Source organism: Pseudomonas sp. DW-iso17 (genome assembly GCF_058725345.1).
This window is the reverse complement of record NZ_JBZXEA010000006.1, coordinates 18,902-34,867: the sequence shown is the minus strand read 5'-3', so window position 1 is coordinate 34,867 and position 15,966 is coordinate 18,902. Positions and strand designations below refer to the sequence as shown.

Genomic DNA, 15,966 nt, shown 5'->3' with positions numbered 1-15,966 from the left:
GATGAAGCCAAGTCGATGCAACGAATGCCGCGCACGCCCCTCATATGCTTACACCGACCCTTTTCACCACGACAGGTACCGAGCTTATGACCGCGGCGAACAACGACCATGTGAACTGGCTGGTGCAACATTCCATGCTCCACGTAGCGCGGCAGCGGGCCAAGCTGTATTCGGGGCAAGGCCGCCTGTGGCAGCAGCCCTATGCACAGACCCGGCCGCGTGACGCTTCGGCCTTGTCGTCGGTGTGGTTCACGGCCTACCCCGCCTCGATTGTCACCCGCGAAGGCGGCACCGTGCTTGAGGCGCTGGGGGACGAAACCTTGTGGCATACCCTGTCCAAGATCGGCATCCAGGGCATTCACAACGGCCCGTTGAAGAAGTCCGGTGGCTTGTCTGGCACCGAGCACACCCCGACCATCGACGGCAATTTCGACCGCATCAGTTTCGACATCGATCCGCAACTGGGCACCGAGGCACAATTGCAGGCTTTGACGCGCATGGCTGCCGCGCACAATGCGGTGATCATCGACGATGTGATCCCGTCGCACACCGGCAAGGGCGCGGACTTTCGTCTGGCAGAAATGGCCTATGAGGACTATCCCGGCCTGTACCACATGGTCGAAATCCGCGAGGAAGACTGGCCGTTGCTGCCCGACGTGGCCGCCGGGCGCGATGCACACAACCTCAGCCCCTCCCAGGTAGACGCACTGCGTGACAAGCACTACATCGTCGGCCAATTGCAGCGGGTGATTTTCTTCGAGCCCGGCGTCAAAGAAACCGACTGGAGCGCCACGCCGGTGGTGCTCGGCGTGGATGGCAAGCCGCGGCGCTGGGTGTACCTGCATTACTTCAAGGAAGGCCAGCCGTCGCTCAACTGGCTCGACCCTTCGTTTGCTGCGCAGCAGATGATCATCGGTGATGCGCTGCACGCCATTGATGTGATGGGCGCGAAAATCCTGCGCCTGGATGCCAACGGCTTTCTCGGCGTGGAGCGCAAGCTCGATGGCACGGCCTGGTCCGAAAGCCATCCGCTGTCGATCACCGGCAATCAGTTACTCGGCGGCGCCATTCGCAAGGCGGGCGGGTTCAGTTTTCAGGAACTCAACCTCACCGTGGACGACATCGCGTCGATGTCCCACGGCGGCGCTGACCTGTCTTATGACTTCATCACCCGGCCGGCCTACCAGCATGCATTGCTGATGGGCGATACCGAATTCCTGCGCCTGATGCTGCGCCAGATGCACAGCCTCGGCATCGACCCCGGCTCGCTGATTCACGCGCTGCAGAACCATGATGAACTGACCCTGGAGCTGGTGCATTTCTGGACGCTGCACGCCCATGACAGCTTCCTGTTCCAGGGCCAGACCTTCCCCGGCAACATCCTGCGCGAGCATATCCGCGAGCAGATGTATGAACGCCTCACCGGCGAACATGCGCCGTATAACCTCAAATTCGTCACCAACGGCGTGTCCTGCACCACCGCCAGCATCATCACCGCAGCCCTGGGTCTCCGTGACCTGGAGGCGATCACTTCGGCGGATATACAGCAGGTTCGCCAGATCCACTTGCTACTGGTGATGTACAACGCCATGCAACCTGGGGTGTTTGCCTTGTCCGGCTGGGACCTGGTGGGCGCGCTGCCGTTGGCGGCCGAAGAGGTGGCGCATTTGATGGCCGATGGCGACACCCGCTGGATCCATCGTGGCGCTTATGATCTGGTAGACCTGAACCCCGACGCCGAACTGTCGGCGGGGCAAATGCCGCGCTCAAAAAGCCTGTATGGCAGTCTGAACAGCCAGCTGCAGGACCCGGACTCCTTTGCCTCCCAACTGCAAAAAATCCTCGCCGTACGCCGCGCCTACGACATCGCCGCCAGCCGCCAGATCCTGGTGCCGGACGTCGAGCATCCCGGCTTGCTGATCATGGTCCACGAACTGCCGGCGGGTAAGGGCACTCAAATCACTGCGCTGAACTTTGGCGCCACGCCGATCACCGAAACCCTGCACCTGCCCAACATCGCACCGGGGCCGGTGGTGGATATCATCAATGAGCGGGTGGAAGGCGATTTGACAGAGGAGGGTGCGTTCACGATCACGCTGGACGCGTATGAAGGGTTGGCGTTGCGGGTGGTGAGCAGCACGCCGATGTAAAGGCGACGAAACGGTAACTGTGGCGAGGGAGCTTGCTCCCGTTGGACTGCGTAGCAGTCCCAGCCTCTTTGAACAAAAGAGCGGGGCGGCTTCGCGCCCCAACGGGAGCAAGCTCCCTCGCCACAGGTTAGTGTTTGGTGGCTAACAGCGCCGTGCCACGCGATCAGTGGTGCTTGTTCTTGTGCTTATGCTTGTTGCCTTTGTGCTTGGCACCGCCTGAACGATGGCCGCTCTCGTCATCGGCCAGGTTATTACCCAGCGCACCACCGGCTGCGCCCCCCACGCCGGCGCCGATGGTCGAGCCGGTGGTGCCGCCCAGGCGATTGCCAATCAGCGAACCGCCTGCCGAGCCCAAACCGCCGCCAATCGCCGCTTCGGTCTTGTTGCCCTTTTGCGCCCCCACCGCACTCCCGGCGGCGCCCCCCACGCCGGCGCCGATGGCCGCACCGGTCGAGCCACCAAGCTGCTGGCCTACCACGTTGCCCAACACACCGCCGACACCGCCTCCCAGCGCGGCTGTACCATCTCCAGCGGCCAGGGCCCCTTGGGAGATCAGAATGCCCAATGCCAGGGCCGGGAATGTCATTTTCATTTTTTTGTACCTCAAGGGCTGTCTCAGGCGCTCACGGGGTAAAGCACGCCTGGCATTTTGATTAGAGCACACGTCATAACACTTGGGCTTCGGTGATCGCCCCTTGCACAAGAAAAATTTTTTCCAGCCCTCTTGAATTCCTTTTGCGCGTCCATAAATTTTGGATCACGCGATGCCGAATCCGGGTTGCGTACTAAATCACTTGGAGAAACTCAGGAGATTTTAAAATGGCTACTACCCTGTCGTTGGCCCCACTGTTCCGTCAATCGGTGGGCTTTGATCGCTTCAATGACCTGTTCGAGTCGGCGCTGCGCAGCGAGGCTCCGAATTCCTATCCACCTCACAACGTGGAAAAGCACGGTGACGACGCGTACCGCATCGTGATCGCCGTGGCTGGCCTGACCGAGGAGGATCTGGATATCCAGGTCGAGAGGGGTGTATTGACGGTTTCCGGCGGAAAACGCGAAACCGACGATAAGGTCGCTTACCTGCACCAGGGCATTGCCCAACGTGCGTTCCGGTTGTCGTTCCGCTTGGCGGACCATATCGAAGTACGTGGCGCATCCCTGACCAACGGTTTGCTCAACATCGACCTGCTGCGTGAAGTGCCTGAAGAGGCCAAGCCAAAACGCATCATGATTGGTGGTGAGACCAAACCCGAGCTGCGTCAGGTCAGCTTGCAGTAAAACAATCGGCGGTAAAAAGGCGCTCTACGGAGCGCCTTTTTTGTGCGCGCTTCAAACGCAGGCCGGCTAAGCCTGGGTATTGGGTGCAAACAACTGCCTGGCCTCGGCAAAACACTTCTCTGCGATGACCGAGCGCGGTTCGGTCTTGCGCATCACCATGCCCAGGGGCGCAAGGACACTGGCGTCTGGCAGGTGGATAAATGCCAGGTTTTCGATGGGGTTTTCCAGGCCGCTGTCCAACGGCATGATTGCGCAACAGAAGCCTTCGTGGATGGCCTGGAACAGTTGATAGGTGGAGTCGCTTTCCAGAATCGGCTGGGGATCGAGACCGCGACTGCGGAAACTCAAGTCGATGGATTTTCGGTAGTGCATGCCATTGCTGATCATCCCCAGGGGCAGTTCGGCGGCTTCTTCCCAGCTCATCTGCGTGCCTTCGAAGTGGAAGTGGCGAGTGTCGTACAGCAGGCCGACACGGGTTTCGCCCAGTTCGAAAAATTCCAGGTAGTTGGGGCTCACGTGGTCCAGGTAGCACACGCCCAAGTCCAGTTGATTGGTGCCCAGCGCTTCGATGATTTTGTCCGAACTCATGGAGGTGAGGCTGAACTTGAGTTCCGGGAAGCTGTGGGACAAGCCCTGGATGAAGCTGATCGGATTGAAGCCGCTCAGGGGCACCAGGCCCAGGCGCAGGTTACCGACCAACTGGCCGCGACACGCAGCGGCTTCGGCGAACAGGCCGTCATGGGCGGCGAGCAGGGTCCTGGCCCAGGCCAACACGCGTTCGCCGGCCTGAGTAAAGCCTTCGAAACGTTGGCCACGGGTCACCAGTTCCAGGCCCAGTTCGTCCTCCAGGTTGCGCAGGCGCATCGACAGGGTGGGCTGGGTGATGTTGCAACGGGCGGCGGCCTGGCCGAAATGGCGGGTCTGCTCCAGCGCGATCAGGAATTTAAGTTGTTTGATATCCATGAAGGCACCTGCCTGGAAATAAGTGAACGGTCATGATTGGCGCAAGTGCCTGAAATCCACGGGATGGAGCCGATGATCGCATTGTAACGACTGGCACGTCCAAATGAGCTTGCCACCGTGCGGCTGCATTGTTCCATTTTTGAGATGGAGCGGCCCGTTTCAGCCACTACCTAACCCTGAGCGCGATGCTTAAGGTGGTCCCACTGTTTTTTTGGGTGGGCCTGCTGACACACGTCCAGGTCGTTGCCCAAGCGTATCTGTACAGGAAGTACAGGCACGGCCGGGCGCAGTTCCGGCGCACACGCCAGGGAGGTATCGCCAAGCAAGAGGACATGCAAATGACTGCATCAGGTAACGCTGCAAACTTCAATGGGCAAAAGCCGACGATTGACCCCGCTGACACCGCCATGTTGCTGATCGACCACCAGAGTGGTCTGTTCCAGATCGTCAAGGACATTGATGTTCCTCAATTGCGCGCCAATGCCATCGCGCTGGCCAAGGCCGCGACCCTGCTGAAAATACCGGTCATCACCACCGCCTCGGTGCCGCAAGGTCCCAACGGCCCGTTGATTCCGCAAATCCACGAAGCCGCGCCGCACGCCCAGTACGTAGCCCGCCGTGGCGAAATCAACGCGTGGGACAACCCGCAGTTCCATGCCGCCGTCAAAGCCACCGGCAAAAAGACGTTGGTGATCGCCGGCACCCTGACCAGCGTGTGCCTGGCATTCCCGTCCATTGCGGCGGTGCATGAAGGCTACAAGGTGTTCGCGGTGGTCGATGCCTCGGGCAACCACTCCAGGCTGGCCACCGACCTGACCGTCGCACGCCTGGCCCAGGCCGGCGTGGTGCCGATCGACATCATGGGCACGCTGTCGGAGCTGCAAGGCTCCTGGAACCGCCCGGATGCCCAGGAGTGGGCTAACGTCTACACCCAGGCCATGCCGCATTACCAGCTTCTGATCGAGAGCTACATCAAGGCTCAGGAAGTGGCAAACAACCACGAAGTACTAGACTCACAGCGCAAGTAAATACGCTGGGGCCTTTTGCGGCGAGCCCATGTTGGGCGCTGCCTATTTATCAGGAGTATGAAGATGTCTACACCTTACGTTCGTTTGGACAAAGACAACGCCGCGGTACTGTTGGTCGACCATCAGGCCGGCTTGCTGTCATTGGTCCGCGACATCGACCCGGACAAATTCAAGAACAACGTGCTGGCCCTGGCTGACCTGGCCAAGTACTTCAAGTTGCCGACCATCCTCACCACCAGTTTCGAAACCGGCCCCAACGGCCCGCTGGTGCCCGAGCTCAAGGCCCTGTTCCCGGATGCGCCGTACATTGCGCGCCCAGGCCAGATCAATGCCTGGGACAACGAAGATTTCGTCAAGGCCATCAAGGCCACCGGCAAGAAGCAATTGATCATTGCCGGCGTCGTGACCGAAGTGTGCGTGGCGTTCCCGGCGCTGTCGGCCCTGGCCGAAGGCTTTGAAGTGTTTGTGGTCACCGACGCCTCCGGCACCTTCAACGAACTGACCCAGCAGTCCGCCTGGGCCCGCATGTCCGCCAACGGCGCGCAACTGATGACCTGGTTTGGCCTGGCCTGTGAGCTGCACCGCGACTGGCGCAACGACATCGAGGGCTTGGGGACGTTGTTCTCCAACCACATTCCGGACTACCGCAACCTGTTCACCAGCTACAACGCGTTGACTGAAGGCAAGTAAGCCTGATGGAAGGCGGCCGCTAGCCGTGGGGGGAGCGGTAGAACGCCTATTTCCCTGACACCCCTAGGTCCAACTGTGGGAGCTGGCTTGCCTGCGATGGCGGCATTGCGCCCGACACCTATTTACCTGACACACTCGCGATCCAACGGTGGGGTGTCAGGTAAATAGGCGTTGGCTGTCAGACCGTCATCGCAGGCAAGCCAGCTCCCACAGTTGGATGGCGCAGCATCAATGGGATCAGCTTCGACCGTCACGGGAGCAAGATCAGTACCGCTAGAGGGATGACAACACTGTAGTCGTATTTTGTTACTAACCCATGCCCTAAAAATACAGCGCTGTGGCGGCAAAGCGGGACAAAACACCCTCTCGCCATTCAATTTTCATAAAAATGTAACAACCCTGCTTCACAGTTCGGGAGCCCGTCACCACAACGAGTTCCTTTTAATGAAAAGCTTGATGAAGTCCGCAGCACTCGCCGTTACGGTATCCCTGTGTGCCTCCTCCATGACCTTCGCCGCCGAAAACGTGCGCCTCACCGGCTCTGGCGCCAGCTTCCCTGCACCGATCTACCTCACCTGGTTCAAGGATTTCAGCAAGAAGACCGCTGGCGTCACCGTGGATTACCAGTCCAAGGGCAGCGGCGCAGGTGTGCAGGACTTCCTGAATAAAACCGTCGACTTCGCCGCCAGTGACTCGGCCATGAAAGACGAAGACATCGCCAAGGTCGCCGAGGGCGTGCAACTGCTGCCAATGACCGCCGGTGAAATCGTGCTGGCCTATAACCTGCCGGGCAATCCCAAGGGCCTCAAGCTGCCACGCGATGTTTACTCCAATATCTTCCTGGGCAAGATCACCAAGTGGAACGACCCACAGATCGTCGCCGCCAACCCGGACCTGAAGCTTGGCGACACGCCGATCACCGTGGTGGTGCGCGCAGACTCCAGCGGCACCACGGCGGTATTCACCAAACACCTGGCGACCATCAACCCTGAATTCAAAACGGCACTGGGGGAGGGCAACACCGTCAACTGGCCGGCTAGCGACAAATTCATCAAGTCGCCCAAGAACGATGGTGTGACTGCCACCGTACGCCAGACCCCAGGCGCGATTGGCTACATCGAATACGGCTTCGCCAAACTGGCCAAGGTTGACTTCGCCCAGTTGCAGAACAAGGCCGGCCAGTACGTAGTGCCGAACGCCGAAAGCGGCGCCGAGGCCCTGGCCGCCGTGAAGATGCCGGAGAGCCTGGTGGCCTGGTTGCCGGACCCGGACGGTGCCAAGTCTTACCCGATCACCTCGTACACCTGGATGATTTTCCGCAAGGACAACGGCAACCCTGCCAAGGCCAAGGCCATGCGCGAAATGGTTGAGTACAGCCTGACCGAGGGGCAGAAAATCGCCGACTCGATGGGGTACATCCCGCTGCCGCCATCGGTGGTGGAGCAGGTACGCAAAGCCTCCGCCAACATTCAGTAACACCCGTGAGGCCGCTCTCGGTGTGGGCTGTTTGCCGCGCCGGGGGCGTTTCCCCCCTGTTCCGGAATTAGCCAATGAACAAACCTTTCGTCGTACCGGTTAACCGGGATTCTGCTTGCCAACCTCCCTCGGCCAAAGACTTCCTGGTCGATCGCACCTTCCGTGGGCTCGCGCGAATCGGGGTGGTACTGATTCTGGCGTTGGTCGCAGCCTTGGTATTCGAGGTGGGACGCAAGGCCTTGCCGGGCATGGAAAAGCACGGGTTCGATGTGCTTTTTGGCAGCGTCTGGGACGTTAATCAGGGCAAGTACGGGATCTTGCCGGCCATTTGGGGCACGCTCTACAGCGCTTTCATCGCGCTGCTGATTGCAGGCTTTTTCGGTGTCAGCATGGCGATTTTCCTGACTCAGGATTTTCTGCCGGCCAAGCTGGCCGCTGTGTTTCGCACCATCGTTGAACTGCTCGCCGCCATCCCCAGCGTAGTGTACGGCCTGTGGGGCATCTACGTGGTGATCCCGGCCATTCGGCCACTGACCACCTGGTTGAACAGCGAACTGGGTTGGATCCCGTTTTTCGGCACGTCCTTGAGCGGGCCGGGGTTGCTGCCGGCGGCGCTGGTGTTGGCCATCATGATTCTGCCGACGATTGCCGCCGTGTCCCAGGACGCGCTCACCAGCGTGCCGATGAAGACCAAGCAGGCCGCCTACGGCATGGGCACCACCCATTGGGAGGCGATTCTCAAGGTGATGGTGCCATCCGCCGCCACCGGTATTTTTGGCTCCCTGGTACTTGGCCTCGGCCGTGCGCTGGGCGAAACCATGGCGCTGGCGATGCTGGTGGGCAACGCCAACAACATTTCCCTGTCGCTGTTCGCGCCGGCCAATACGTTGGCAGCCTTGTTGGCGCTGAACTTCCCCGAAGCCGGGCCCAACGAGGTGGAGGTATTGATGTACGCCGCTCTCGTCTTGATGTTCATCACGCTGCTGGTGAATGTCATCGGTTCCATGATCATGCTCTACGCCCAACGGGGTAACCGATGATGACGAATCTCACATCCCCTATCACCGCTGTACCGAGCTTGCAGCGCAAGTTCGAAGGCCGCGCCTTGCGCAGCCTGGTGTTGACCACGTTGGTATGGTTTGGCGCGCTGCTGGCCAGTGTGCCGCTGATTTCCGTGCTCTACATGCTGATCACCCGTGGCGGCGCACGCCTGAGCCTGGAGGTGTTCACCGAACTGCCGCCCACCGGCTTCGAGACGGGCGGCGGTTTCGGCAACGCCATGGCAGGCACCTTTGTGATGGTCGGTATCGCTGCGGCGATTGCGGTGCCGGTCGGCATCATGGCCGCGATCTTCCTGGCCGAACTGGGGCCGGACAGCAAATTGGCCAACGCTGCACGCTTTGCCGCCAAGATGCTCACCGGCTTGCCTTCGATCCTGGCCGGCGTGTTTGCCTATGCCTTGGTGGTCATGACCACCGGCACCTACTCGGCACCGGCAGGCGGCGTAGCCCTGGCGGTACTGATGCTGCCCATCGTGGTGCTGACGGCTGAAGAGTCGATGCGCATGGTGCCCAAGATCATGAAGGACGCTGCCTACGGCATGGGGTGCACCCGCTCGCAGGTGATCTGGAAGATCATCTTGCCGACCGGCCTGCCGGCGATCCTCACCGGCGTAATGCTTGCTGTGGCTCGTGCCGCAGGCGAAACCGCGCCGTTGTTGTTCACCGCGCTGTTCAGCAACTACTGGATCTACCACGACGGCGACCTGGCGGTGATGAACCCCACAGCCTCCCTTGCCGTGCTGATCTACAACTTTTCCGGCATGCCCTTCGACAACCAGCTGGAGCTCGCCTGGGCGGCCTCGTTGGTGTTGGTGATGATCGTGCTGGTCGTGAATATTGTGAGCCGTATCTTCGGCAAGCCTAAGTATTAAGAACGGGAGCATCTGAATCTTGAACGTCTCAACTGCGCAAATAGCCGCTCCGTTTGTTACCCAATCGCCTGTGGTCATGGACTGCAAGCTGGACAGGATTTTCTACGGCAACTTCATGGCAGTGCGTGACAGCCATGTGCCGATCGAGAAAAACAAGATCACCGGTTTCATCGGCCCGTCCGGCTGCGGCAAAAGTACGGTACTGCGCAGCCTCAACCGCATGAACGACCTGGTGAAAGGCTTTCGCTTCGAGGGCCATGTGCACTTCCTGGGGCAGGACGTGTACGGCAAGGGTGTAGACCCGGTGGTGGTGCGCCGTTACATCGGCATGGTGTTCCAGCAGCCGAACCCGTTTTCCATGAGCATCTTCGACAACGTCGCCTTCGGCCTGCGCCTGAACCGCTACAAAGGCGACCTGGGCGACCGCGTCAAGCACGCCCTGCAAGGCGCGGCGCTGTGGGATGAAGTCAAGGACAAGCTCAAGGTCAGCGGCCTGTCGCTTTCCGGTGGCCAGCAGCAACGGCTGTGTATTGCCCGCGCTATCGCCACCGAGCCGGAAGTGCTGTTGCTCGATGAGCCGTGCTCGGCACTCGACCCGATTGCGACTCGCCGGGTAGAGGAGCTGATGGTGGAACTGAAGAAGGATTACACCATCGCCCTGGTCACCCACAACATGCAGCAGGCCATTCGCGTGGCGGACACCACGGCGTTTTTCTCGGTGGATATTTCTCAGGGCACGCGTACCGGCTACCTGGTGGAAATGGGCCCGACCGCGCAGATTTTTGGCAGCCCGCGTGAACAGATGACCGAGGATTACATCAGTGGCAAGTTCAGCTGAGTAACTCCATGTTCGATAGAAACCACAGGTGCGCCACCGTCAGCCCAGGATTGCCAATGTCTGCAACGCATCGTCTTGATTTGTCAGCGATTGAACGCGCGCTCCGCAAAGTGCAGAGCCGCTTTGCCGAGCTCAGCACGCAATTTACCGAGCCGCGCGACCCCTTGACCGACGAAGTGCTGCACAACGTGCTTGAAGGCTATGCGCTGGTTGACGACTATGTCGCACGGGGCGTTGACCTGTTTGACCTTCATCATCTGGACCTGATGCTGGAGATCAACGCCACGGTGCTCTGCGGTAGCGACCCGGCGCGCCGCGTGGAATACGCGCAGCACCTGGCCGCCACCGAGGAGCACTTCTTCAACAACGTTGAAGGCGGTATCAAGGACTTGTTCAATTGGTACTGCGCGTATCGCAGTGAATCGGTGTGGAAGCGTGCGGCCGGTGTGTATGTGCGCATCCTCAGCAAGCCGCAGTTGTTCATCGAAGGCAACAACCGCAGTGGTTCGCTGATCGTCAGTTATCTGCTGATGCGGGCCGGGTTGCCACCGTTCGTGCTGACGCTGGAAAATGCCGAGGGTTACTTCAATCCTTCCTCGGTAATCCGCAACTCGGCCAAACATGGGGTCAAGGCGTTGTATGAATTGCCCAAGATCAAGAAAAAGTACGCCGCCTTCCTGGAGGAACAGGCGCCGGATCCCAAGGCGTTTTTCTTGAACGACGCACCACAGCCTATTTATCAGGGAGGCCATTAATGCGCCGGTATCCAACACTCGCCAGCCGAGCCGTGCAAGCCATCCAGCAGGCGCTTCTCACGCGTGCCGCCAAGCGCCCGCGCGTACGCATCTCCTTTGATATCGACGACACATTGGCTTGCCAGCTCCACCACGCTGACGTCGAGAGCAGCTGGCTACCGGCTTGTGCTCATCGTTGGTGGGGAGAGCCGCTGCGTATCGGCACTCGTTCGCTGACGCGGCAACTGCGGCGCCAGGGTTGCAGTATCTGGGTCTATACCTCATCGGGAAGGGCGCCTTCCTACATCAGGCGTTGGCTGATGCTGTACGGCATTCGTGTCGACGGCGTAGTCAATAGCGAGCGGCATAACCACGCCCTCACGGTGCATGGGCTGTCGAACACCCCCTCGAAATTTCCGCCGGCCTTCGACATTGATTTGCACGTGGATGATTCCGAGGGCGTGCGCCTTGAAGGCAACGACCACGGCTTTCGCGTGGTGGTGGTCGACCCGCAGGATGAGCACTGGGCACAACGAGTGCTTGAAGCGGTCGCGGGCGTGCAGGCGCAACTGGCCCGGCAGCAATTACCCAGGTTCAAGCAGCCTGTATGCCAAGGTGCTGAGGTTTATTCTTCCTGAGTTCCAGAGAAACCTGAACTTCTTGAGCACTTATTGCAGTTCACAACTTGCTATAAGGGTTTGATTTTCTTTGACTCGCCAGTCACGAACAACACAGAACTTCACCTCGTGTTCGATAAACAGCGCTTATGGCGCTTTTGTCGTCTATCTCCCTAAGTACATACCCTTATCATCCGATAGTCGGTCACTTTAACGCGGCACTTCTAGGCTAGTGTTGACGAGCTTCCTTAATGGTCAACCTCGATATTAAGCAACGAAGCAGCCTGAACAGAATGCACAACAACAACTTCAATGCATATTGTTTAGCCCGACGCATCAGGTATTACCGTTGACTTTCGGTGTTGATCGCTGGGCTCAAGGAGTACTGACATGGCTATATTCGATTACAAGGGGCAAGATGCCCGCGTCCTGATTTCAGATGCCTGGACCCTCGCCACCTACACCAGTGGTGTAGCGACCGTCGGCGCGCTCTACAACATTCCGGGGCTTGTGCTGGGCGAGGGCAACACTTTCGCGCTGCCCAAGGGCTGGCGTGAGATCGGCGCGAGCGAACTGCAGGTGGATAGCAGCCACATCGACATCACTGGAAGTTTTACCGGTGACGGCGTGTTCGGCTCCCAGGCCAGGGTGTTTGGTCAATACGATGACAGCGGCCAATTAGTCAAAATGGGTTTTTCCATTGCCGGTACTAACTCACCCATTGATCTGCTGGGTTGGCCGGCGATGATCGATAACTCTTATATCAACGGCTACGACTACCTGCTCAATTCAATCAAGGATTACGCCACCGACCACAACCTGAGCGGCAAAGATGTTCTGGTAACCGGCTACAGCCAGGGTGGTTCTGTCACCAACAGCATGTATATCGGCAAGGACACTTTGGCAGACGGTTTTTTCAAGGATTCGGACTACTTTGGCATGGAGTCGCCCAAGTCCAGCAACAGCGACGGAATCTTCAACTTCGGTTTTGAAAACGATGTGGTCCACCGCCTCACGGGGCAAGAGACCAACGTGGGCAGCGCCATTATCGATGCGCTTCAAGGCAGTGACGCCAGTTACACTTCGACGACTGACAACATCGTGCTGTTCGACACGATCTACGCGCTGCCAACCTGGCCCAATGGTCCGTTCTCGATTGCCAACCTGTCAGGCTGGGCCGCGCATCTGGAAGGCATTTTCATCAACCCTATCCAGCGTATCGCCCAATCGACCTTCTACGATTACATCGAACGCGACAGCACCATCATCATCAGCAATCTCGACGCCATCAGCCGCAGCTTTACCTGGGTCAGCGACAAACAGACCGCCACCTCCAACCATTACGGCACACCGGCCTTCCTGCTGGGCACCGACAGTGCGGACAAGCTGCAGGACGGGCGCAGCGATGACTTCCTCGACGGGTTCAAGGGTGACGACAGTTTCCGCGTGAGTACCGGTACCGATATTGTCGTCGGCGGTGAAGGCAACGACAAAGTCTTCCTCAAAGGCACTGCATCTTCCTACGAAGCGGTGAAACTCAGCGATGGCACGTTGTTTCTAAACGACAGCAGCGGCCAATATGGCCTCAAGGAATTTCACGGCGTAGAGCATGTGGAGTTCGAAACCGGCCTGGCCAATAGCCTCGGCCAGGTGCCCGTGTTCGGCGGGCTCTTCGGTGGCATTGGCGAGGTCCTCACGCCGGCCTATACGGTGACCAGTGGCAAACTCGACTTCGAAGGCCTGTTCGGCGCCGATAAGGCGTATGCCAGATCCATCGAAGGCAGCCAACTGGCCGACACCCTCAAAGGCACCGCCGCGCGCGACCTGATATTCGGCCAGAACGGCAATGACCGGCTCGACGGTGGCGCTGGCAATGACCTGCTGCACGGCGGCGACGGCAACGACACATTGCTGGGCGGCACGGGTAACGACGCGCTGTATGGCGCCAGCGGCAATGACGTCCTGATCGGCGGGTTGGGCAATGACCAACTCAGCGGTGGCGTGGGCAGCGACCTGTTTGTTTTCGATCAACGCGGGTTTGGCCACGACGTGATCAGCGACTTCAACATTCACCAGAATGGGCAGGACCTGCTGGTGTTCGCCAAGTCGCTGTTTGCCAGCGCCGATGCCGTGCTCGGTGCCACTACCCAGCATGGCAGTGACAGCGTAATTCTGGCGGGGGACAGCAGTGTCACCTTGGTGGGGTTCAATGCGGCGCAGTTGAGTGCAGAGATGATCAGCGTGGTGTGATGCGACACCTGCGAAACGGAAGGTAAAACCTCACAGGCTCCCCGAAGCTGTGGGGTTTTTTATGGCCTGCTGTTTGACGCAATGACTCGGTACCACACGCAGCATCAGTGCCTAGCGGTCGGACTCAAACGGGCAAAAACTCTTCATTTTCACGCCTGAGCCGCTCTGCGTGAAGGGTTGAACGAGTTTGCACTGTTAATTGACGCCATCAAAATGACATCTTATCATCGCCACATTGGATGGCATAAAGCCATATAGAGGGATCTATACAGTGTGGCGTTTACCGCGTCGGACCAGGTTAAGCCTGCTGTCCGCTTTTTTTTGCCTGGGCACCTCCGGATGGGCGCAAGCGGCCACGCCGCAGAACGCCCCCGGCATCACCGACCTGATCCGTGACCGCCAGGACCGCCTGCTCGAAGAGCAGCAACGGCGCCTTGAGGAGCTCAAAGACTTGCCGGGTAAAGCCGCCGCGCCGGCAACCTCGGCAACACCTGTCGACACCCGCTGCTTCCCGATCAAAACCATCGAGCTGGGCGGCGCGGATGCGCTGACTGAAGGTGAGCGAGCTCATCTGATCAAGCCCTACCTCGGCCAATGTCTTGGTGTGCCGCAACTCAACGCAGTGCTCAAGGTGATCACCGACCGTTATCTGGCCAAAGGCCTGGTCACCAGTCGCGCGTATTTGCTGCTGCAAGACCTTTCCAGCGGCAATCTCAAGATCCAAGTGGTCGAAGGTAAGCTGGAGAGCCTGAAGGCTGCCGAAGGCAGCGGAATCACTGACCGTCAATTGACCATGAGCTTCCCCGGCAAGCAGGGCGAACTGCTCAATCTGCGCGAAATCGAGCAGATGGTCGATCAGTTGAACCGCTTGCCGTCGAACCAGGCGCAGATGGAATTGGCGCCGGGCAAGGCCGTGGGGGGCAGTGATGTACTGGTCAAAAACACCTCGCAAAAGCCCTGGCGTGTTGGCCTGTCGCGGCACAACGGCGGCCAGCGCAGCACCGGTGAGCAGCAGTGGGGCGCCAGCCTGGATTGGGACAATCCGTTGGGCCTGGCCGACCAGCTTTCGCTACGTGGCGGCCACGATGCCGTCAGCGATCACCAGAAAACCTCGCGCAATTCGATGCTCAGTTACAGCCTGCCGTTCGGTTGGTGGAACCTCTCGTACAGCTACATCGAAAGTGAGTACCGCTCCCAGGCCGAGGCCAACCACTTCAAGTTCAAGCAGACCGGCGACAGTCAGAATCACCAGTTGCGCCTGGAGCGGGTTATCCATCGTGATGCGTTGAGCAAAACATCTCTGAACACTGGCATCGCCTATCTTCGTACCAATAATTTCATTGAAGACAGCAAGCTTGCCTTGAGCAGCAACCGCCTCAGCGAAGCGCAAGTGGGTATCAACCATGGTCGGCGTATCGGCGGTTCATTCCTCAACATTGACCTTGGCATGCAAAACGGCATCGGCGCATTCGATGCCCAGGCCAATCACGATCCAAAGCCTGGGCAGCCCGATGCGCGCTACCGCAAGTACACCGCCACGGTGAGCTATCTGTATCCATTCAAACTGTGGGGTGAGTCCCTCAGTTTCAGCAGTTTGATGACCGGTCAGCACAGCGAAGACGTGTTGTTCAGCCCACAGCGCATGAGCCTCGGCGGGCAGTCGTCGATTCGTGGCTACAAAGACCAAATGCTTGCCGGCGACAGCGGCGGCTACTGGCGCAACGACCTGCGCTGGAGTCGGCCGGTGACTTGGGCCTGGATGCAGCCGGTGCTCACTGAATACGGCACCAGCCTGGGCTACGACCAGGGCGTCATCAGCCATGGCCGCTACAACGCCGAGCAGCATGGGCGCATGAGCAGCAACTCGGTGGAGTTGTTTGCGCGCGGCAAGAACGTCGCGGCCAGCGTGACCTTTGCACACTCTTTGGAACGACCGGAAGCGATCACGGACCGTGAAGCGCCGATCTATTTCCGTCTGGACTTTTTCCTTTAAATTTTTGACCGCCTTC

At 59.2% G+C, this 15,966-nt stretch carries 14 protein-coding genes; 12 read left to right on the top strand and 2 right to left on the bottom strand.

Going from position 1 to position 15,966, the window contains the following annotated elements:
• Nucleotides 1–86: 86 nt before the first annotated feature.
• Nucleotides 87–2,150 (top strand): maltose alpha-D-glucosyltransferase, encoded by a 2,064-nt coding sequence (treS, locus tag AC4PS6_RS05225; RefSeq protein WP_336827451.1) that lies wholly within the window; start codon nucleotides 87–89, stop codon nucleotides 2,148–2,150.
• 163 nt (nucleotides 2,151–2,313) lie between these two features.
• On the opposite strand, the gene AC4PS6_RS05220 is transcribed toward treS, so the two are convergent.
• A complete protein-coding gene (locus AC4PS6_RS05220) occupies nucleotides 2,314–2,742 on the bottom strand; it encodes a glycine zipper domain-containing protein (RefSeq protein WP_014718574.1) in 429 nt (142 codons plus the stop codon).
• A 227-nt stretch (nucleotides 2,743–2,969) separates the two neighbouring features.
• Between AC4PS6_RS05220 and AC4PS6_RS05215 the strand changes: the two genes are divergently transcribed.
• Nucleotides 2,970–3,428 (top strand): Hsp20 family protein, encoded by a 459-nt coding sequence (locus tag AC4PS6_RS05215; RefSeq protein ID WP_014718573.1) that lies wholly within the window; start codon nucleotides 2,970–2,972, stop codon nucleotides 3,426–3,428.
• A gap of 66 nt (nucleotides 3,429–3,494) precedes the next feature.
• Here the strand turns inward: AC4PS6_RS05215 and AC4PS6_RS05210 are convergent, their stop codons facing one another.
• Nucleotides 3,495–4,391, bottom strand: a complete 897-nt coding sequence (locus AC4PS6_RS05210) for a LysR family transcriptional regulator (protein ID WP_069868521.1) — start codon at nucleotides 4,389–4,391, stop codon at nucleotides 3,495–3,497.
• Between the two features lie 338 nt (nucleotides 4,392–4,729).
• Between AC4PS6_RS05210 and AC4PS6_RS05205 the strand changes: the two genes are divergently transcribed.
• From AC4PS6_RS05205 to AC4PS6_RS05160, 10 genes are all read left to right on the top strand, one after another.
• Nucleotides 4,730–5,419: an isochorismatase family protein gene (locus AC4PS6_RS05205; RefSeq protein WP_032902445.1), complete on the top strand. Its 690-nt coding sequence runs from the start codon at nucleotides 4,730–4,732 to the stop codon at nucleotides 5,417–5,419.
• A 63-nt stretch (nucleotides 5,420–5,482) separates the two neighbouring features.
• The gene (ycaC, locus tag AC4PS6_RS05200; protein WP_003191542.1) at nucleotides 5,483–6,109 is read left to right on the top strand and encodes an isochorismate family cysteine hydrolase YcaC; all 627 of its coding nucleotides are present in this window, start codon (nucleotides 5,483–5,485) and stop codon (nucleotides 6,107–6,109) included.
• A gap of 444 nt (nucleotides 6,110–6,553) precedes the next feature.
• Nucleotides 6,554–7,585, top strand: coding sequence for a phosphate ABC transporter substrate-binding protein PstS (gene pstS, locus AC4PS6_RS05195; protein WP_020302728.1), 1,032 nt, complete (start codon nucleotides 6,554–6,556; stop codon nucleotides 7,583–7,585).
• Nucleotides 7,586–7,659: 74 nt separating this feature from the next.
• Entirely contained in the window at nucleotides 7,660–8,625 is a 966-nt protein-coding gene (gene pstC / locus AC4PS6_RS05190; protein ID WP_003191517.1) for a phosphate ABC transporter permease subunit PstC, read from the top strand.
• Nucleotides 8,625–9,518: a phosphate ABC transporter permease PstA gene (gene pstA / locus AC4PS6_RS05185; RefSeq protein ID WP_014718563.1), complete on the top strand. Its 894-nt coding sequence runs from the start codon at nucleotides 8,625–8,627 to the stop codon at nucleotides 9,516–9,518. The genes pstC and pstA overlap by 1 nt, the downstream gene beginning before the upstream one ends.
• A gap of 76 nt (nucleotides 9,519–9,594) precedes the next feature.
• Nucleotides 9,595–10,356: a phosphate ABC transporter ATP-binding protein PstB gene (pstB, locus tag AC4PS6_RS05180; RefSeq protein WP_019817112.1), complete on the top strand. Its 762-nt coding sequence runs from the start codon at nucleotides 9,595–9,597 to the stop codon at nucleotides 10,354–10,356.
• 56 nt (nucleotides 10,357–10,412) lie between these two features.
• Complete coding sequence (locus AC4PS6_RS05175) at nucleotides 10,413–11,111, top strand: hypothetical protein (protein ID WP_019817111.1); 699 nt, start codon at nucleotides 10,413–10,415, stop codon at nucleotides 11,109–11,111.
• A complete protein-coding gene (locus AC4PS6_RS05170; RefSeq protein WP_020302730.1) occupies nucleotides 11,111–11,728 on the top strand; it encodes a hypothetical protein in 618 nt (205 codons plus the stop codon). The genes AC4PS6_RS05175 and AC4PS6_RS05170 overlap by 1 nt, the downstream gene beginning before the upstream one ends.
• Before the next feature lie 369 nt (nucleotides 11,729–12,097).
• A complete protein-coding gene (locus AC4PS6_RS05165) occupies nucleotides 12,098–13,957 on the top strand; it encodes a calcium-binding protein (protein ID WP_336827448.1) in 1,860 nt (619 codons plus the stop codon).
• Nucleotides 13,958–14,228: 271 nt separating this feature from the next.
• Complete coding sequence (locus AC4PS6_RS05160) at nucleotides 14,229–15,950, top strand: ShlB/FhaC/HecB family hemolysin secretion/activation protein (protein WP_336827447.1); 1,722 nt, start codon at nucleotides 14,229–14,231, stop codon at nucleotides 15,948–15,950.
• Nucleotides 15,951–15,966 lie beyond the last annotated feature (16 nt).